Genomic DNA, 18,871 nt, shown 5'->3' on the forward strand with positions numbered 1-18,871 from the left:
ATGTTCGATCTGAAAGACAAGGTCGCCGTTGTCACCGGTTCCAGCCGGGGCATTGGCCGTGCCATCGCCGAGATGTTCGCCCGCGCGGGTGCCAAGGTCGTGGTCTCAAGCCGGACCGCCGAGGCCTGCGAACCTGTGGCCGAGGCGATCCGCACCGCCGGGGGCGAGGCGCTGGTCGTGCCGTGCCATATCGGTCGCAAGGACGCGCTTCAAAACCTCGTCGACACGACGCTGGCACATTGGGGGCGGATCGACATCCTGATCTGCAACGCGGCGATCAACCCGGTCTATGGCTCGATGTCCGACCTGACGGATGAAGCTTTCGACAAGATCATGGGCACCAATGTGCGCTCGACCTGGCAACTGTGCGAAATGGTCCTGCCGCAGATGGCGGAAAACGGCGGCGGAGCGGTGGTTCTCTTGTCCTCGATCGCCGGTATCCGGGGCAATGCGGTGATCGGCGCCTATGGCATGTCCAAGGCGGCCGAGGCCGCGCTTGCCCGCAACCTTGCCGTCGAATGGGGACCCAAAAACATCCGCGTCAATGCGCTGGCGCCGGGGCTTGTGCGCACCGATTTTGCCCGCGCCCTGCTGGACGATCCCGAACGACTGGCCCGCGCCGAGAACCAGACCCCCTTGCGTCGGATCGGAGAACCCGATGATATCGCCGGAACCGCATTGTTTCTGGCGTGCGATGCTTCTGCCTATGTTACCGGGCAGACCATCGTGGCCGATGGCGGCGAACTGATCCGCTGAGACCGGGCAAGAGACTTGAAAGGACGAACCAGATGAACGACCAGACGAAACAGAGTGTCACCACCGAGATTGTCGGTGATATTGCCCTTGTTGCCATCGACAACCCGCCGGTCAACGCGCTCAGCGTGCATGTGCGTCAGGGATTGCAAAATGCCGTGGCCACGATCAATGCCGGAGGCGCGGCCAAGGTCATCGCGATCTATGCAAAGGGCCGCACCTTCATTGCCGGAGCCGATATCACCGAATTCGGCAAGCCGCCGATGCCGCCCGCGCTGCCCGATTTGCTGAACGAGGTCGAGCAGAGCGCCATTCCGGTGGTCTGCGTATTGCACGGAACTGCGCTGGGCGGTGGTCTTGAAACTGCACTGGCGGCGCATGCCCGCGTCGCGATCAAGGGCTCGCGCATTGGCCTGCCCGAGGTTCTGATCGGCCTTTTGCCCGGTGCCGGCGGCACCCAGCGCGTGCCGCGCCTTGCCGGAATTCCGGTCGCTCTGGACATGTGTCTGTCGGGCCGTCAGGTCAAGGTCGAGGAAGCGCTGACCATGGGTCTGGTCGACCGTCTGGACGAAGGCGATCCCCGCGATGTTGCCTTGCGTGCGGCGCAGGACGTGCTGAACGGCGCGCTTGAAACCCGCCGCGTTTGCGACATTGAGACTGTCGCCGACGATGAAGCGCTGGATGCCGCCCGCGCGATGGTCGCGAAGAAACACCCGAACCTTGTCTCCCCGCAGGCCTGTATCGAGGCGATCGCCGTCTCGACCGGCCCGCTTCTCGACGGGCTCAAGGTTGAACGCAAAGCCTTCATGGATTGCCTCAACACCCCGCAGCGGGCCGGGCTGATCCATGCCTTCTTTGGCGAACGCGCCGTGGCTAACGTGCCCGAGAAATCCGCCACCCCGCGCGATGTCGCTTCAATTGGCGTCATTGGCGGTGGCACGATGGGATCGGGCATCGCAACCTCGGCTTTGCTGGCTGGTATCCCGGTAACGCTGGTCGAAGTGACCGACGAGGCGCTTCAGCGCGGTGTCGCCACGATCACCGGCAACCTTGACGGCGCCGTGAAACGCGGCAAGCTCAGCGCCGAGAAACGCGACGCGACCCTTGCCAAGCTGACCCCTGCAACAGGGCTTGAGGCGCTGGGTGACGTCGATCTGGTCATCGAAGCTGTTTTCGAACAGATGGACGTGAAGAAGGAAATCTTCGGCAAGCTCGATACGATCTGCAAGCCGGGTGCGATCCTTGCGTCGAATACCTCTTATCTCGACATTGACGAAATCGCGTCGGTGACCTCTCGCCCGGCCGACGTGATCGGACTGCATTTCTTCTCGCCCGCCCATATCATGCGGCTTCTGGAAATCGTGGTTGGCGACAAGACCGCGCCCGAGGTCACCGCGACCGGCTTTGCGCTGGCCAAGCGGATGGGCAAGGTCGGCGTGCGCGCGGGGGTGTGTGATGGCTTCATCGGCAACCGCATCCTGGCGCATTATGCCAAAACCGCGGCCTATCTCGTGATGGATGGCGCCACGCCGCAACAGGTCGATCAGGCACTTGAGGATTTCGGCTTTGCGATGGGGCCGCATAAGGTTGGCGATCTGGCCGGTCTCGACATCGGCTGGATGACCCGCAAGCGCAAGGCGGCCGACATGCCGTCGAACGAACGCTACGCCGGGGATGTGGCGGACCGCATCTGTGAAAACGGCTGGTTCGGGCGCAAGACCGGGCAGGGGTATTACATCTACGAAGGCCGTGACATGCGCCCCAACCCCGAAGTCGCCAAGATCATCGAGTCCGAGCGGCAGAAGGCCGGGATCACCCCACGCAGCTTTACCGATCAGGAAATCGTCGACCGGTACCTGACCGCAATGATCGTGGAATCCGCCCGCGTGGTCGAAGACGGCATCGCCCTGCGTCCCCTCGACGTCGATATCGTGTTCCTGATGGGATATGGCTTCCCGCGGTTCCGCGGTGGCCCGCTGCATTACGCCGACACAATCGGCGCGGCGGAACTGGTCCGGCGGATCGAGGAATACGCCAAGGAAGACCCGCATTACTGGCAGGTTCCCGACCTTTTGCGCGACATGGCGCGCGATGGCCGCAGCTTTGCCGACATCAACAAGGAGGCCTGATAGATGGACCTGACCTATTCGGATGCCGAACTTGCCTTTCAGCAGGAAGTCCGCGACTTCTTCGAGGCGAACCTGCCCATGCATATCTCGGACGCGGTGCGTTCCGGCGCCGAGATGACCGGCGAGCTTTATCAGGAATACCACCGCATCCTGTCGGCCAAAGGCTGGCTGGCGACGACATGGCCCAAGGAATATGGCGGCCCCGGCTGGACCCCGGTCGAGCGCCATATCTTCGACGTCGAAAGCAGCCGTTACAACGCGCCGCGCATCGTGCCCTTTGGGTTGGCGATGCTGGGGCCGGTGATCCAGAAATTTGGCAATGACAGGCAGAAGGCCGAGGTCCTGCCAAGGATCCTGTCCGCCGAAGACTGGTGGTGTCAGGGCTATTCCGAGCCGGGGGCGGGGTCTGACCTTGCCTCGCTCAAGACCCGTGCCGACCGCGATGGCGACCACTATGTCGTCAACGGCCAGAAGACGTGGACCACGCTGGGTCAATACGCCAACAAGATTTTCTGCCTCGTGCGGACGAAGTTCGACGGCAAGCCGCAGGAAGGAATTTCGTTCCTGCTGATTGATCTGGACACACCCGGCATCGAAATGCGCCCGATCCGCCTGATCGAGGGCGGCCATGAGGTGAACGAAGTGTTCTTTACCGACGTGCGCGTTCCCGTCGAAAACCTTGTGGGTGAGGAAAATCTTGGCTGGACCATCGCCAAGTTCCTTCTGACCCATGAACGCACCGGGATCGCCGGTGTCGGCATTTCGATGCAAGCGCTGGAAGAGCTGAAGGCGCTGGGCCGCAGCGTGAAGCGCAATGGCAAGCCGCTGATCGAGGATCCGCTGTTCGCCGCCCGCGTCGCGCGGGTCGAGATTGACCTTGAGGCGATGAAGATCACCAACCTGCGGATGTTGTTCCAGGCCCAGAAACAGGGGCATCCCGGTCCCGAGACCTCGATTCTCAAGATCAAGGGCACGCAGATCAATCAGGAAATCCGCGATCTGGCCCGCCGCGCGCTTGGCCCCGTGGCCGCGCCGTTCCCGGGACATGTCACCGACGGCAACCTGGTCCTGTCACCGCCCGACAGCCAGAACAACGCCGCCCGGTATTTCAACAACCGAAAGACCTCGATCTTCGGTGGCTCGAACGAGATCCAACGCAACATTCTGACCAAGACCATGCTGGAGCTGTGAGATGAACTTTGATCTGACTGAAGACCGCCAGATGCTGGCGGACACGCTCCGCCGCTATCTGGCCGAGCAATATGACATCGAGACCCGCAACAAGCTGGCCTATGACGCGCCGTTCCACAGCGCCGAGAAATGGTCCGAAATGGCCGAGCTGGGCATCGCTGGCGCGCTGGTGACCGAGGAAAACGGCGGCTTTGGCGGACAGGGCTTTGACATCTCTGTTGTGTTCGAAGCACTGGGCCGGACCCTGTGCCCCGAACCCTTCCTTGGCGCGTTGATGGCCTCGCGGCTTCTGGGTGCGGCTGGGGCAGACCAGGAGTCGCTTGTTGACGGCTCGGTACGTTATGCCGTCGGTATCTCGGAAATCGACGCGCCCTATGACGTCGCCTTTACCGAGACGACGGCAACCGCAACCGACGGTACCTATGTCCTGAATGGCCGCAAAAGCGCGGTCTATGGCGGGCAGGTCGCGGATGTGATCCTTGTCGTGGCCAAGCTGGACGGCAAGCTGGGCGTGTTCAGCGTCAAGGCGGCGGATGCCAATGTCGTCGGCTATGCCATGATCGACGGCGCCGGGGCTGCGGAACTGGTACTGGACAACACCCCCGCCGAACTGGTCCTGACCGGGGCGGATGCCGCCATTCAGGACGCGCTGAACGCGGGGCGTCTGGCACTCTGTGCCGAGGCGGTGGGCGCGATGGAAGCGACCTATGAAATCCTTCTCGACTACCTCAAGACCCGCAAGCAGTTCGGTGTCGCCATCGGCAAGTTCCAGGTGCTGCAACACCGCACCGTGGACCTGCTGACCGAGATCGAGCAATCGCGCTCCATGGTTGTCGGGGCGGCGGCGGCGCTGGGTGATGACGACGCGGCGCTCAAGATCGCCATGGCCAAGAACCTGATCGGCCGCGCCGCGCGACAGGTGGCGGAAGAGGCGATCCAGATGCATGGCGGCATCGCAATGACGTGGGAATATGCCGTGTCGCACCTGGCCAAGCGCCTGATCATGCTGGACCATCAGTTGGGTGATACGGATCATTGCCTGACCGAAGTCATGAACAGCTACGCCGCCTGACACGGAGGCATGAGGCAAGAAAAGACCCGCGCGGCAAAAGGGCTGCGCGGGTCTTTTTTTGTTTTTGGATGATCAGCGCCGTTTACAGTTGCCCCGCCGCGTTCAAACCACCAGTGGCATAACGCGGCACGTACCGCCCGACCCGCAGCGCGCGTTCAGGGTTCGAGGCATTGCCGTCCAGTGCCCGCTTCTTCACGCCCTGCAGGATTCCGGCCATGCGAAAGAAGGTGAAGGCGACGTAGAAGCCAAGATTGTCGATCCCCGAAATCCCACGCCGGGCGCAATAGTCCTCGACGAATTGCGCGTCGGTGGGCAATCCGTGGTCGGCCCGGTCGATCCCGGCCAGCCCGCGTCCTTCGGTGCCTGCGGGCATCGACCATTGCATCAGCACGGCGGCAAGGTCGGCATATGGGTGGCCAATCGTGGACAGTTCCCAGTCCAGCACCGCAAGGCAGCGCGGTTCGGCGCTGTGAAACAGCATGTTGTCGATGCGGAAATCGCCATGCACCAGCCCGCGCTGGCCGTCTTCGGGCGGGATATTTGCGTCAAGCCACGTGATCAGCGCCTCCATCTCGGCGATGTCGTCGGTCTGGCTGTTGCGGTACTGCTTGGTCCAGCGGTCGATCTGGCGGCGATAATAATTGCCCTCGGGCCCGTAATCCGACAGACCCACCGCGTCGATATCGACGTCGTGGATTGCCGCCAGAACGCGGCCCATCTCATTGATGATGGCCCAGCGTTCGCCCTTCGATTGCTCGGGCAGGGTCGGCAGGTTGAAATTGCGCCCGGCGACATAGTCCATCACGTAGAAATCCGAGCCGATGACGCCCGGGTCCTCGCACAGTGCATACATCCGGCTGACCGGCACGTCCGACCCTGCCAGCGCTTTCTGCACCCGGAATTCGCGATCCACCGCATGGGCGGATTTCAGCAGCTTCCCCGGCGGTTTCCGACGCAAGACCAGTTGCGGCCCGTCCGTGTCCAGACGGAAGGTCGGGTTGGACTGGCCGCCGGGAAACTTGGTGGCGCTTTTGATTTCGCGGACACCGGGAACCCGCCCCCGCAGCCATTTGGCAACAGAGACGGTATCCAGCGTGGTGACGTCCTGGCTCATGCGCCCGGTTCCATCGTCTGGCCGCGCATCACAGGACTTCGAACAGGCCCGCCGCGCCCATGCCGCCGCCGACGCACATGGTGCAGACAACATAGCGGGCGCCGCGCCGCTTGCCCTCGATCAGCGCGTGACCGACCATGCGGGCGCCCGACATGCCATAGGGATGACCGATCGAGATCGCGCCGCCATTGACGTTCAGGATCTCGTCCGGGATGCCCAGTACGCGCTGCGATTGCAGTACCTGGCAGGCGAAGGCTTCGTTCAGCTCCCAGAGGCCGATATCGTCGATCTTCAGCCCGTGTGCCTCCAAAAGTTTCGGCACGGCATAGATCGGGCCTACACCCATCTCGTCGGGTTCCAGACCCGCCGCCATCACGCCGACATAGCGGCCCAGCGGTTCAAGTCCGCGTTTCTCCGCAAGCTTGGCTTCCATGATGACAGAGGCCGATGCACCGTCCGACAGTTGCGAGGCATTGCCCGCCGTGATGTGCTGGCCGACCTTGACCTTCTGGCCGTCCTTGAACACCGGCTGCAACCCTTGCAGGTTTTCAAGCGTGGTGCCGGGGCGGTTGCCCTCGTCCTTTTCCAGCGTCACGTCATGGAACGAAACCTCCTTGGTCTCGCGGTCCATCACGCCCATCGAGGTGGACATCGGCACGATCTCGTCGTCGAACTTGCCCGCTTCCTGCGCCGCTGCGGTGCGCTGTTGAGAGCGCAGCGCATAGGCGTCCTGATCCTCGCGGCTGACGCCATAGCGGTCCGCCACGATCTCGGCAGTTTCCAGCATGGTCATGTATAGTTCGGGCTTGTTCTCGGTAATCCAGGGGTCGCGGGCGCGGTCGGTGCGCATGTTCTGGTTCTGCACCAGCGAGATCGATTCGACCCCGCCGCCGATTACCACGTCCATGCCGTCATGCACGACCTGCTTCGCGGCCGTCGCAATTGCCATCATGCCGCTGGCGCATTGCCGGTCCAGCGACATGCCAGCGATGGTCACTGGCAAACCGGCGCGAACCGCCGCCTGACGGCCGATATTGCCCCCGGTCGACCCCTGCTGAAGCGCGCTGCCGATTACGCAGTCCTGAATTTCCGAGCCATCCAGCCCGGCGCGGCTGACCGCGTGGCTGACGGCATGGCCAATCAGCGCCTGCGCTTGTGTGTTGTTGAAAGCACCGCGATAGGCCTTGCCGATCGGGGTGCGTGCGGTTGAAACGATAACTGCGTCGCGCATCAGGAAATGCTCCGTTCTTTCAATTTGCAAAAGCCAGTATATGGCGGTTTTCGTCTTGTGCGATTGGCGTCAGGCCGGTTTGACGGCGTCGTGACGCAACGTATGCCACTGGGCGACAAGGGCGGGTTTTTCACTGTCCTCGATCTCGACCGTGACATTCCAGGTCAGTTTTCGGGTGCCGGGTTTCGGTTCGGCATAGTCGGCCAGCACGAACCGGCCGCGAATCCGCGACCCTGCCCGCACCGGCGATAAGAAGCGGATGTGATCCAGCCCATAGTTGACGCCGGTCCCGGTCAGGTCCGGGCGACGCACGCATTCCGCGATCATCGCCGGCAATAGCGACAGGGTCAGGAAACCATGCGCGATGGTGCCACCAAAACCGGCTTCAGCGGCGGCCTCGGGGTCGAGGTGGATAAACTGACGGTCTCCGGTCGTGTCGGCAAAGGTGTCGATCATGGGTTGGTCTACGACCACCCAGGACGACATTCCGATTTCAATGCCGACGCTGTCAGCAAGGTTTTTGACGAGTGCGATCATCTTCCGCTCCCTTCATCGGGGCGGCATCACCCCATGTATTTCGCATTGCGGAAAGTAATTCCGAAAATTGTTGACTTTCGGGAATGAACCCGTATTCACTCGGCTTGTCAATGGGTGGAAATATTTTCCGCAATTTGGAAGGAGGACCAAATGAACCTGTTCACCAAAGCGGCCCTGGCCGCGCTTGTCGGGGTTGCGCCGCTGTCGGTTCATGCCGAAGAAACCCTGAAAATCGCCTTTATCGATCCGCTGTCCGGGCCGTTCGGCCCGTCGGGCGATGCCGCGCTGCGCCACTGGCAATATGCTGCGGACGAGGTCAACAAGGGCGACGGCATCAACGGCCAGAAGGTCGAAATCGTTGCCTATGACAACAAGATCAATCCCAAGGAATCATTGGTTCAGCTGCAAAAGGCGCTGGATCAGGGCATCCGCTACATCGCGCAGGGCAACGGTTCGTCCGTGGCTTCGGCGCTGATCGATGCGATCGAGAAACACAACAAGCGCAACCCGGGCGAAGAGGTGCTTTTCCTCAACTATGCCGCCGTGGACCCGGCCTTCACAAACGAGCGCTGTTCGTTCTGGCACTTCCGTTTCGATTCGGATGCCGACATGAAAATGAACGCCGTGACCGACTGGCTGGTGGGCCAGCCGGACATCAAGAAGGTCTATATCATCGGTCAGGACTACAGCTTCGGCAAAGCCGTCGCCCATGCCGCGACCACGATGATCGCCGCCAAGCGCCCCGATATCGAGATTGTCGGCAACGAGCTGCACCCGCTGGGCAAGGTCAAGGACTTTACCCCTTACGTGCAAAAGATGATTTCGGCCGAGGCCGATGCCGTCATCACCGGGAACTGGGGCGCCGACATGGTGCTTCTGGTCAAGGCAGCGACATCGTCGGGTCACAAGGTTCCCTATCTGACCTACTACGCGGGCAGCCTTGGGGCCGCGACGATCATGGGTGAGGGTGCCGTTGGTCAGGTCAAGCAGATCTCGGAGATGAACACCAACCTCGAAACACCGGATGAGCAGGACATGCTGATCGACGGGTTCGAGACCAAGAACAGCGACATCAGCTATTACTACCACCGCATCTTCACCGCGATGGGCATGTTCGATGCCGCCGCCACCGCCGCAGGCAGCGTCGAGCCGATCAAGGTCGCGATGGCGCTTGAGGGTATGGAATATGACACCGCCTATGGCCCTGTCACCATGCGCGCCGACAACCACCAGATCCTGCAACCGCTCTACATGTCGACCTTCAGCGCGGACGTGAAACGCGATGTCGAGGATCTGGGGCTGGGATGGGCTTCGGGCGACGGCGACCGGATCGAGGCTGACAAAACCTCTATGCCCACATCCTGCGAGATGAAGCGCCCGTAATCCGGGCAGGTCATCACACATGAAACCGGGGCGTCGGGCCAGCCGCGCGACGCCCCCTTTTCAGCCGAGGCTCTCATGGAAACCATCCTCTTTTCGCTTCTGAACGGGGTGATCTACGGGCTTCTCCTGTTCATGCTGTCCAGCGGTCTGACGCTGATTTTCAGCATGATGGGGATCCTGAATTTCGCCCATGCCAGTTTTTACATGCTGGGTGCCTATTTCGCGTTCAGCTTTACCCAGGTGACCAGTTTCTGGTTCGCTTTGATCTTTGCCCCGATCCTTGTCGGACTTCTGGGCGCTCTGGTCGAACGATGGGGGCTGCGCAGCGTTCACCAGCATGGCCACGTGGCAGAACTGCTGTTCACCTTTGGCCTGGCCTACCTGATCGACGAGGTGGTCAAGATCGTCTGGGGAAAGAACGCGGTGGACTATCGCGTGCCAGAGTCGCTGGACTTTCCATTGTTCGAGCTGTTCGGCGCCCAGTATCCCGCCTATCGGATGTTCATCCTGGTGGTTGCCGTCGGGATGCTTGTGGCGCTCTGGTATCTTCTGAAACGCACGCGGATCGGCCTGATCATTCAGGCCGCGCTGACCCATCCGCATATGGTTGGACATCTGGGCCACAACGTACCGCGCATCTTCATGGCCGTCTTCGGTGCCGGTTGCGCACTGGCGGGTCTCGCCGGTGTGATCGGCGGCAACTATCTTGTCACCGACCCGGCCATGGCCGCCTTCATGGGGCCGATTGTCTTTGTGGTCGTTGTCATCGGCGGGCTTGGCAGCCTTGAAGGGGCGTTCATCGCCTCGTTGCTGCTTGGCCTGTTGCAGACCTTCGCCATCTCGATCGACGCCAATTTCTCGGATTTTCTGGGCTGGGCAGGGGTCACGGCGACAAGCGAACTTGGAAGCATCTCGATCTCCTCGCTGGCGCCGATGCTGCCTTTCCTTCTGTTGGTCCTGATCCTGATCGTGAAACCAACCGGACTGATGGGGGACCGTGAAGTATGACCGATACAGCCACACCCGATTTCGCCACCCTCAGCCCGTCGCGCGGACAGAAGTTCCGCCAGCGTGTGCTGCCGCTGATCGCGCTGGCGCTGATCCTGGCGCTGGTGCCCGCCCTGTCGCCGTCGCGCACGGTCTATTCGCTGCTGAACGCGGTTGGGATCAACATCGTCTTTGCCCTGTCCTACAACATGCTGTTGGGGCGCGGAGGGCTATTGTCCTTCGGCCACGCAGTCTATTTCGGTCTGGGCGGTTATGCCGCCATGCATGCCATGCGCGCGATCGAGGCCGGAGACGGCCTGTGGTCCGGCTTCCCGGTCTTCGGCCTGCCGGTTGTCGGCTTTGCCGCCGGTGCCCTTGCCGGGGCCGTGATCGGCTGGCCTTCGTGCCGTCGCGCCGGGACTGCGTTTGCCATGATCTCGCTTGGGGTTGCCGAACTGATCGCGGCGGCCGGTTTCATGTTCGCGTCGATCTTTGGCGGCGAAGAAGGCGTCACCGGCGACCGCATGAACGGGCCGGAACTGTTCGGCCTGTCGCTGGGTCCGGTTTCCGAGGTCTATCTGTTCATCGCCTTCTGGACCGTGGTCGGCACGGCGATGATCTTTGCCTTCACCCGCACGCCCCTGGGCAAGCTCAGTGAAGCCACGCGCGACAACCCCGAGCGGGTCCAGTTCATCGGCTTCGATCCGGTGCGTATCCGCTATATGGTGTTCATCGCGGCCGGGGCCTTTGCCGGTCTGTCGGGCGGCATGGCGGCGGTGAATTACGAAATCTTCACCCCGGAATCCCTGTCTCTGCACCCCTCGGGCTTTGTCCTTCTGATGGCTTACATCGGCGGTATCCGCTACTTCTCTGGGCCGATCCTTGGCGCGGTTGTGCTGACGGTGATGCAGTCGATGCTGTCGGATTTCACCGAGGCCTGGCTGCTTTACCTTGGGGTTCTGTTCATCGCGATCATCATGTTTGCGCCCGGCGGTCTGGCCGGCATCTTCCACGGCGTTGCCGGGACGGTGCGGCGTGACGGGGCAGGGCGCGCAGCGCGCTCGCTGGGTCTGAAGGCGGCGGGCGTCAGCTTGCTGCTGGTCGGTCTCATCGTTTTGATCGAAGTCGTGATCCGCTGGTCCAACGGCTATGGCGAGGTGTTCGAGCCCTTCGGCCTGATGTTGGAAACGGGGTCAGTCCTGACCTGGGTGTTGGTGGCCGGTCCCATCCTTGGTGGCGCGGCGCTGGTGCGCTTCGTCGCAAAGACAGATGAAGGAGGTGCGTGATGTCGACACCCGCATTGGAAATCGCCGGGCTGCACAAAAAGTTCGGACCGGCCCATATTATCCGCGGTGTGGACCTGACCATCGCCAAGGGTGAACGCCACGCGATCATCGGGCCGAACGGGGCCGGGAAGTCGACCCTGTTCAACCTGATCTCGGGCTATTTTCAGCCCAGCGAAGGCAGCGTCACGATGAACGGCGCGCCGATCTCTGGCTTGCCTGCGTTCGAGATCAACCGCCGCGGCCTGTCGCGCAGCTTTCAGGTATCGAACATTTTTGCCAACATGACGGTGCGCGAAAACGTGCGCTGCGGCGTGTTGCATTCGATGGGCTATGGCTACAGCTTCTGGCGCAACATCGGCAACCTGCGCAGCGTGCAGGAAAAGACCGCCGAAATCCTCGAAAAGGTAGAGCTTCTGGACAAGGCCCATGTGCCTGCCGCGTTGCTGCCTTATGCAGACCAGCGCACGCTGGAGATCGCGGTCACCATCGCGGGCGGGGCGGATGTCATCCTGCTGGATGAACCCACCGCAGGGATGAGCCATTCCGAAACCGACCGCGCCGTGGCGCTGATCCGCAAGGCGACCGAGGGCAAGACCCTGTTGATCGTCGAACATGACATGGGCGTGGTCTTTGACCTTGCCGACACGATCAGCGTCCTTGTCTACGGCGAGATCATCGCTTCGGGCAAACCCGAGGACATTCGTGGCAACCCCAAGGTCCGCGAGGCCTATCTGGGCGATGAGGCCGACCAGCAAGCGATTGGAGGTGCAGCATGAGCGCGACCGAACCCATGCTGAAAGTGGAAGACCTGCATGCCTATTACGGCAAGAGCCATGTCTTGCAGGGCGTCGACCTCGAAATCATGCCCGGCGAGGTGGTGGCGCTTCTGGGGCGCAACGGGGTGGGGCGGTCGACCACGGCCAAGGCCATCATGGGCGAGGTCGCGCCGCAGGGCCGGGTGACGTTCAAGGGACAGCCGATCTCGGGGATGGAAAGCCACCAGATCGCCCGGCTGGGCCTGGGATACGTGCCGGAAAACCGCGACATCTTCCCCATGATGACGGTGCGCGAGAACCTGATCCTTGGCATCAAGAACATGCGAGCGACCGGGCGCTGGAACATCGATGACATGCTCGACATGTTCCCGAACCTCAAGACCCGCGCGGACACTTTGGCCGGGGTTCTTTCGGGGGGCGAGAAACAGATGCTGACGATCTGCCGGACCCTGATGGGGGACCCCGATCTTGTCATCATCGACGAACCGACCGAGGGGCTGGCCCCGAAGATCGTGCATCAGGTCGGCGACCTGATTGCCACTATCGCCAAGGCAGGTGTGGCGATCCTTCTGGTCGAGCAAAAACTGTCGATCGCGCTGCGGATCGCCGACAAGGTCTATGTCATGGGCCACGGCAACATCGTCTATTCCGGCACGCCCAAAGAGTTCCTTGAACGGGATGACGTGCGCCGCGAATGGCTGGAAGTCTGAGCCCGCATCCCCGTGAGGCACAGATTGGGCGGGTCCTTGTTGTTTTCCCGGACCCGCCCGCTTTTTGGACTATAGGATAATGACGTTGCGCTTGGCCGCGCCGGTCATCGTGTCGGCAATCGCCTCGTTCACCTGATCAAGCGTCCAGCGCCCCGAGATCAGCTCGTCCAGCTTCAGACGACCCTGCTGATACAGGTCCACCATCCACGGAATGTCGCGCTTGATCACCGTGTCGCCCATTTTCGAGCCGATGATCTGCTGGCCCATGTCCGACATCAGCAAAGGCTGGTAACTGGCGCTTTGGCCAAAACCGGGCATCCCGACCATGACGATCTTGCCGCCATCGTCCAGGTAGCGCGGCGCCGAGTCATAGGCAGGGATCGCACCCACGGTCACGATCACCGCGTCGGCCTTGCCGCCCATCGCCCGGATCGCTTGGGTCCATGGTTTCGCCGCACTGCCCAGAACGCCGTCCGTGGCACCGAACTCGCGGGCGATTTCCAGTTTTTCTTCGGTCATATCCACCGCCACGATCCGGCGCGCGCCCGCGATCCGCGCGCCCTGGATCGCGTTCAGGCCGACCCCGCCCGCGCCGATCACCACCACGTCCTGACCAGGGCGCAGTCCGGCGGCATTGACGACCGCACCGACGCCGGTAATCACGCCACAGGACAACAGCGCTGCGGCATCCTTGGGCATCGAGGCCGGGATCTTCACGATCTGGCTGGTGTCGACGACGACCTTCTCGGCAAAGGCGCCACAGTCCATGCCCTGCATCAGAGGCCCGCCATCGGCGGTCTTCAGCGGTCCGTCCATGTCGTCATGGGTGGTGGTGCAGATCGTCGGCTTGCCCGCGCCGCAATTGGCGCAGGACCCGCAGGCGCGGATCAGCGTGACAACCACGTCATCGCCTTCCGCGAAGCCTTTCACACCCGGTCCGACCGCAGTGATCTTACCCGCCGCTTCGTGGCCATAGACCGCCGGAAGGCTGCCGCCGAACTTGCCCTGCCAATAGGAAATGTCGGAATGGCAGATCGACACCGCCTCAAGCGTGACTTCGACCTCGCCCAGTTCAGGTGCGGCCAACTGGACTTCTTCAATGGTCAGGGGTTTTCCGTATTCTCGGCAAATGGCAGCCTTGATCGTTTGCATGGTGCGACTCCGCGTTGACTGGGTATCGGATCTTTCCGAATCTTGGTGTGGTGTTTGGAAAAATAAAGGAAAAATAATAACTTACAAGTTTGCGGAAAATATTTCTGCAAATGACTGAAAATGTTGTTTATTCTGCGGGTGCAGCATCTTTCAGGGGCAGATTCTATGCCCGGATCATGCCGCAACAAATACCAATTCGGCAGCGCATTCAGGCCCGCCGGAGACATGAAGGAACAAAAAACGTGAAAGCCATTCTGTGCGAGGAACACGGTCCACCCGAGCTTTTGAAGCTGCGCGACATCGACGCCCCTGATCCCGGCAAGGGCGCGGTGCGTATCCGCGTCGATGCCTGTGGCGTTAATTTCCCCGAGACGCTGATCATTCAGAACAAGTACCAGTTCAAACCCGACCTGCCGTTCGTGCCGGGCGGCGAGGTTGCGGGCACCATTGATGCGGTTGGCGAAGGTGTCACCGGTTTCGAGGTGGGCGACAAGGTGATGGCGATGTCTCTGACCGGCGGCTTTGCCGAACAGATCGTGGTCGACGCGATCTCGGTTCGCAAGCGACCCGACACGATGCCCGGAGAGATCGCGGCAGGGTTCACCATGACCTATGGCACCTCGATGCACGCGCTGAAACAGCGCGCCAAGCTGCAACCGGGCGAAACGCTTTTGGTGCTGGGCGCGGGCGGCGGCGTGGGCTTGGCTGCGGTCGAGATCGGCAAGGCGATGGGCGCGACCGTGATCGCGGCAGCTTCCAGCCAGGACAAGCTGGACGCCGCGTCCCGCGCCGGGGCCGATCACCTGATCAACTACACGTCCGAGGACCTGCGCGCGCGGCTGAAAGAGATCACTGGCGGCAAAGGCGTCGACGTGTTCTATGACCCGGTCGGCGGCGATATGTTCGAGACCTGCCTGCGGTCGATGGCCTGGGATGGGCGGGCGCTGGTGGTCGGGTTTGCCTCGGGCGAGATCCCGAAGGTCGCGATCAACCTGACCCTTCTGAAAGGTTGCGCCATTGTCGGCGTGTTCTGGGGCGCGTTCCGCCGCCAGTTCCCGTCCGAGGACGCGGCCAATTTCGACCAGCTGTTCGAATGGTTCGAAGCCGGCAAACTGGCGCCGCAGATCAGCAAGACCTATGCGCTGGCCAATGCGGGACAGGCGCTGATCGACCTTGCTGCACGCAATGTCGTCGGCAAGGTCATCGTCAAACCGTGACTGCGAAAAGGGGGGGGGCAGGACAGGATTCCCTTGTCTTATGTTGGCATCGGGTGCAGGATTTTCACAATGCGGAATCAAATTCCGCAAATACCGAGATGAAAGGACAGGTCCATGAACGTTGATCCAGAGAATGCCCAGCCACCGTCGCCATTCCTTCTGGCCGCGGAATGGCGCGCACTGTGGGAGTTCGGCGCCTATGGGCTGTCCCTGCCCTTCCTGTCGCGACTGCCAAAAGGGGACGGGCGTCCTGTGCTGGTGCTGCCCGGCCTGTCCGCTGGCGACATGTCGACCCTGCCGATGCGCCTTTTCCTGAAAAACCGGGGGTACGCGGTCTATGGCTGGTCGCTGGGACCGAACCAGGGCTATCGTCCGGGTCTGAAAGAGTTGAAGCAGAAGAGGCTCAAGGACATCTATGACGAACATGGTCAAAAAGTCAGCCTGATCGGCTGGAGCCTGGGCGGCATCTATGCCCGTCAACTGGCCAAGGCCATGCCTGACATGGTGCGCGACGTGATCACGCTGGGCAGCCCGTTCAAGGGCCATCCCCGGTCGTCAAACGCCTGGCGGCTTTACGAGGCACTGGCAGGCCACACCGTCGACGAGGTCCGCGTGAGCGAAGACATCGCATCGGCACCGAAGGTGCCGACGACCTCGATCTTCAGCCGCACCGACGGGGTGGTGGCGTGGGAATGCTGCATCGAGACCGAAGGCCCGCAGTGCGAGAATATCGGGCTGGAAGGCAGCCATTGCGGGCTGGGTCATAACCCGCTGGCGCTGACAGTGATTGCCGACCGGTTGTCCCAGAAAGACGGCGAATGGGCGCCCTTCGACCCCAAGCCACCGGTCATGCGGGCGATGTTTTCTGATCTGCACGATCCGATTCAGGCGACTCACTGACGCTGCAACCAGCACCGATTCTATGGTTCGCGCCCCCGGAGACCTTTCTCCGGGGGTGTTCTTTTTTCGCCTGCCGGAACAAGGAAGGGAAAATGCTGCAATGCAGCAACAAAACTGCTGCAAATTGAAGTACCCGGATAGAAAGTGCTTGGGAGCTTGTTATGTGTGGAAATATATTCCGCAAAGCGGCAATATGGGCGTGCCGATGGTCGGGCGCCCATGATTTGCTGGCACATCGCAGGAGTGACGACATGACCAAGAAAACCGCGAAACCCGAATCCGCATCCAGTCCGGCGGATGCCGCCAAGAACGGCGTCGACAAGGTAAACGCATGGGCCAAGGATGCCGGGGAACAGCTGCGCGAGGCCGCCGCCCGTGCCACTACAGATTTCAAAACCGCCGGCAACATCGCCATCGAGGGCGAGGTCCAGCACAGCACCCGCCTGTTGCAATTGGCCGGCGACCTGTTGAACGCACGCTCGAAAGCGACCCTGTCGATCCTTGAACAGGGCGAATTGAAAGCTGCAGCCGATATCGAGCGCGATTTCCTGAAATCCGCCGCCGAGACCCTGACGCAGGGCATCCGCGAATTGAACGAGATCCGCGTCAACACGCTGCGCGACGCGTCCGAGACCTATTCGACCCGCGCCAAGGAAGCGATCGACCGGCTGTCCAAGCCCGGCGCCGCGGCGTGATCGACAACTTTCGGCGTGTCCGCGCCTGAAACGGGTGCGGCCACGCGGCCAATTCAGCAAGGAAGAGGGGATATGGCCAATCTTTCGACCATGGACGCGACGTTTCTCTACAATGAAACGCCCGAGACCCCGATGCATGTGGCTGGGTTGGCCATCTTCAAACCCCGTGACGACTATGACGGCAACATCTTTGAAGATTACCGCAAGTTCATCGCCGACCGGGTTCACCTGATCAGCTATCTGCACCGTCGCCTGTCGACCTCGGCCTTCGCGCCGTTCGACCCGATCTGGATCGAGGATTACGATCTCGACTGGGACTACCACATCCGCCACAACGCCCTGCCGAAACCGGGCAACCGCAAGCAGCTGAACGAACTGGTCGAGCGGTTGCATGCCGTGCCGCTGGATCGCAAGCGCCCGCTTTGGCAATTCTACGTGATCGAGGGTTTGGAAGAAGGCGGTTTCGCGCTTTTCACCAAGACCCACCATGCCTGTCTTGATGGCGGGGCTGGCATCGTCACCATGAACATTCTCTATGACCAGTCCCCGGACGGGTCCGAAGTCGCACCGCCGAACCTGCATGGCCAGACCCGCCAGCCGGAACCCGACTGGGTGCAGCATCTGCGCGAATCCTATTCGCAGCTTCTGAAGCAGCAGGTGAAAATGCTGGAAAACGCGCCGCAGATGCTGAAGGCGATGGAGCAGCTGACCCACAAGGCGGTGGATGACATCCTGCATCCCAAGGTACCCAAGACCGCGCCGCGCACTCCGATCAATGTCAGCATCGGCCGCGAGCGCAGCTTCTCGACGCTCAGCCTGCCGCTGTCCGAGGTGAAGGCGCTGGCCAAGGCCACGGGCTACAAGATCAACGACGTGGTGATGATGCTTTCGGGCGGGGCGCTGCGGCGCTATCTCGAACGGCTGGGGGATTTGCCTGCTGAACCATTGATCGGCGGGGTTCCGGCCTCGCTGCGCAAGGCAGGCGACTTCAAGATGAACAACCAGGTCGTGCTGATGCTGGCCAGCCTTGCCACAACCGAACGCGACCCGATTGAGCGCCTCAAGGCCGTGTCCGAGTCGATGACCGAGGCCAAGGAACGGCTGGCGCTGGTCAAGGACGTGATCCACCTGGAATACAGCTATATCGGCGCGCCGCAGATCATGCAGGGCTGGACACGGTTCATGAATGCTACCCATGCCGCGGACCAATTGCCGCCGCCGATGAACGTGATCGTATCGAACGTGCCCGGCGCGCCAAGCCCCTGGTATCTTTTGGGGCACGAGATGGCGAACTATTTCCCGGTCTCGATCCCAAACAATGGCGTTGGGCTGAACATCACCGCCCAAAGCTACAGGGACACGCTGGATATCGGCATCGTGTCGGGCAAGGCAGCGGTGCAGCAAACGGACACTATTTCCGAGATGTTCCTGCAGGAATACGCCCTGTTCAAAAAGCGGGTGGCCGCGATGGAGGCCCCCACCGACAAAGCGGAAACCCCTGCGGTCGAGGTGCCGATCAGGAAAGCTCCGTCAAAGAACGCCGCGACCAAGGCTCGGACGTCAGACCCCGCGCTGCAAAAAACCGCAGCAAAGAAGTCGGGTGCAAAGAATCCGGCGGTCAAACCAAAAGCCACAAGAAAGTCAGCTCCGCGCCAGCCCGCCACCAAGCCCAAGAAAGCATGACCCGGGGCGGCCCCTTTGCGCCGCCTGTTTCGCGAACTCATCCATAACCACAACC

At 61.7% G+C, this 18,871-nt stretch carries 17 protein-coding genes; 13 read left to right on the plus strand and 4 right to left on the minus strand.

From position 1 onward, the window contains the following. Genes JQ863_RS15470 through JQ863_RS15485 form a run of 4 tightly spaced genes read left to right on the plus strand, consistent with a single transcriptional unit; the run spans position 1 to position 5,145 of the window. Positions 1 to 756 carry an SDR family NAD(P)-dependent oxidoreductase gene (locus tag JQ863_RS15470; protein WP_204115232.1) on the plus strand — a complete coding sequence of 252 codons (756 nt, stop codon included), beginning with the start codon at positions 1 to 3 and terminating at the stop codon, positions 754 to 756. 32 nt (positions 757 to 788) lie between these two features. Beyond that, positions 789 to 2,882, plus strand: coding sequence for a 3-hydroxyacyl-CoA dehydrogenase NAD-binding domain-containing protein (locus JQ863_RS15475; protein WP_204115233.1), 2,094 nt, complete (start codon positions 789 to 791; stop codon positions 2,880 to 2,882). Between the two features lie 3 nt (positions 2,883 to 2,885). Beyond that, entirely contained in the window at positions 2,886 to 4,073 is a 1,188-nt protein-coding gene (locus JQ863_RS15480) for an acyl-CoA dehydrogenase family protein (RefSeq protein ID WP_204115234.1), read from the plus strand. 1 nt (position 4,074) lies between these two features. Then, positions 4,075 to 5,145, plus strand: a complete 1,071-nt coding sequence (locus JQ863_RS15485) for an acyl-CoA dehydrogenase family protein (protein WP_204115235.1) — start codon at positions 4,075 to 4,077, stop codon at positions 5,143 to 5,145. Positions 5,146 to 5,227: 82 nt separating this feature from the next. Here the strand turns inward: JQ863_RS15485 and JQ863_RS15490 are convergent, their stop codons facing one another. From JQ863_RS15490 to JQ863_RS15500, 3 genes are all read right to left on the minus strand, one after another. Then, positions 5,228 to 6,259, minus strand: a complete 1,032-nt coding sequence (locus JQ863_RS15490) for a phosphotransferase family protein (RefSeq protein WP_204115236.1) — start codon at positions 6,257 to 6,259, stop codon at positions 5,228 to 5,230. A 28-nt stretch (positions 6,260 to 6,287) separates the two neighbouring features. Then, a complete protein-coding gene (locus tag JQ863_RS15495; RefSeq protein ID WP_204115237.1) occupies positions 6,288 to 7,490 on the minus strand; it encodes an acetyl-CoA C-acyltransferase in 1,203 nt (400 codons plus the stop codon). A gap of 69 nt (positions 7,491 to 7,559) precedes the next feature. Next, on the minus strand, positions 7,560 to 8,027 hold the full coding sequence (locus JQ863_RS15500; RefSeq protein WP_204115238.1) for a MaoC family dehydratase: 468 nt from the start codon (positions 8,025 to 8,027) through the stop codon (positions 7,560 to 7,562). 150 nt (positions 8,028 to 8,177) lie between these two features. Between JQ863_RS15500 and JQ863_RS15505 the strand changes: the two genes are divergently transcribed. The 5 genes from JQ863_RS15505 to JQ863_RS15525 all read left to right on the plus strand — a co-directional run bounded on the left by JQ863_RS15505 (position 8,178) and on the right by JQ863_RS15525 (position 13,169). Next, positions 8,178 to 9,410, plus strand: a complete 1,233-nt coding sequence (locus JQ863_RS15505; protein ID WP_204115239.1) for a branched-chain amino acid ABC transporter substrate-binding protein — start codon at positions 8,178 to 8,180, stop codon at positions 9,408 to 9,410. Positions 9,411 to 9,485: 75 nt separating this feature from the next. Then, a complete protein-coding gene (locus JQ863_RS15510; protein ID WP_204115240.1) occupies positions 9,486 to 10,418 on the plus strand; it encodes a branched-chain amino acid ABC transporter permease in 933 nt (310 codons plus the stop codon). Beyond that, positions 10,415 to 11,683 (plus strand): branched-chain amino acid ABC transporter permease, encoded by a 1,269-nt coding sequence (locus tag JQ863_RS15515; RefSeq protein ID WP_204115241.1) that lies wholly within the window; start codon positions 10,415 to 10,417, stop codon positions 11,681 to 11,683. The genes JQ863_RS15510 and JQ863_RS15515 overlap by 4 nt, the downstream gene beginning before the upstream one ends. After that, a complete protein-coding gene (locus JQ863_RS15520) occupies positions 11,683 to 12,459 on the plus strand; it encodes an ABC transporter ATP-binding protein (RefSeq protein ID WP_204115242.1) in 777 nt (258 codons plus the stop codon). The genes JQ863_RS15515 and JQ863_RS15520 overlap by 1 nt, the downstream gene beginning before the upstream one ends. After that, on the plus strand, positions 12,456 to 13,169 hold the full coding sequence (locus tag JQ863_RS15525) for an ABC transporter ATP-binding protein (protein ID WP_239113495.1): 714 nt from the start codon (positions 12,456 to 12,458) through the stop codon (positions 13,167 to 13,169). The genes JQ863_RS15520 and JQ863_RS15525 overlap by 4 nt, the downstream gene beginning before the upstream one ends. 69 nt (positions 13,170 to 13,238) lie before the next feature. Here the strand turns inward: JQ863_RS15525 and JQ863_RS15530 are convergent, their stop codons facing one another. After that, a complete protein-coding gene (locus JQ863_RS15530; protein WP_204115243.1) occupies positions 13,239 to 14,321 on the minus strand; it encodes an alcohol dehydrogenase catalytic domain-containing protein in 1,083 nt (360 codons plus the stop codon). A gap of 242 nt (positions 14,322 to 14,563) precedes the next feature. On the opposite strand from JQ863_RS15530, the gene JQ863_RS15535 reads away from it, so the two are divergent. The 4 genes from JQ863_RS15535 to JQ863_RS15550 all read left to right on the plus strand — a co-directional run bounded on the left by JQ863_RS15535 (position 14,564) and on the right by JQ863_RS15550 (position 18,816). Next, complete coding sequence (locus tag JQ863_RS15535) at positions 14,564 to 15,538, plus strand: zinc-binding dehydrogenase (RefSeq protein ID WP_204115244.1); 975 nt, start codon at positions 14,564 to 14,566, stop codon at positions 15,536 to 15,538. A gap of 114 nt (positions 15,539 to 15,652) precedes the next feature. After that, the gene (locus tag JQ863_RS15540; protein ID WP_204115245.1) at positions 15,653 to 16,438 is read left to right on the plus strand and encodes an esterase/lipase family protein; all 786 of its coding nucleotides are present in this window, start codon (positions 15,653 to 15,655) and stop codon (positions 16,436 to 16,438) included. A gap of 251 nt (positions 16,439 to 16,689) precedes the next feature. After that, the gene (locus JQ863_RS15545) at positions 16,690 to 17,133 is read left to right on the plus strand and encodes a phasin family protein (protein ID WP_204115246.1); all 444 of its coding nucleotides are present in this window, start codon (positions 16,690 to 16,692) and stop codon (positions 17,131 to 17,133) included. A 72-nt stretch (positions 17,134 to 17,205) separates the two neighbouring features. Next, the gene (locus JQ863_RS15550; protein WP_204115247.1) at positions 17,206 to 18,816 is read left to right on the plus strand and encodes a WS/DGAT/MGAT family O-acyltransferase; all 1,611 of its coding nucleotides are present in this window, start codon (positions 17,206 to 17,208) and stop codon (positions 18,814 to 18,816) included. Positions 18,817 to 18,871: the final 55 nt, after the last annotated feature.

The organism is Shimia biformata (genome assembly GCF_016888515.1).
In the GTDB taxonomy this organism is placed as follows: domain Bacteria; phylum Pseudomonadota; class Alphaproteobacteria; order Rhodobacterales; family Rhodobacteraceae; genus Shimia_A; species Shimia_A biformata.